Genomic DNA, 238 nt, shown 5'->3' with positions numbered 1-238 from the left:
CAGATGCTCATCCCGATCCAGCACGACCAGGCCGTTACGGTCCCGGACCGGCACCACCGACCGGGAGAAGTACCCACCCGCCCACGCCTTCGCCGCCCGCGTCTGCGACTCCACGGCGTAGGAGTCCACATCCTCCCGACTGAACCCCTCAAGGGTCGCGATCAGGTCGGCGCCGATGCCCTGCGGCACGAACCCCGTGGCGTAGTTCGTCTCCGGGTCCATGGCCCACGCACCGCCG

Annotated in this window: 1 protein-coding gene; it reads right to left on the bottom strand. The window is 69.7% G+C overall.

The genetic code is table 11. The annotated features are described in order from the left end of the window. The coding region (locus OP18_RS50920) for a thiolase family protein (RefSeq protein WP_483782926.1) at positions 1–222 on the bottom strand (222 nt) is incomplete at its 3' end. Positions 223–238: the final 16 nt, after the last annotated feature.

It is taken from the genome of Dactylosporangium aurantiacum (assembly GCF_000716715.1).
GTDB lineage: Bacteria > Actinomycetota > Actinomycetes > Mycobacteriales > Micromonosporaceae > Dactylosporangium > Dactylosporangium aurantiacum.
The sequence above is the reverse complement of the archived record's forward strand: the minus strand, read 5'-3'. Positions and strand labels throughout refer to the sequence as shown.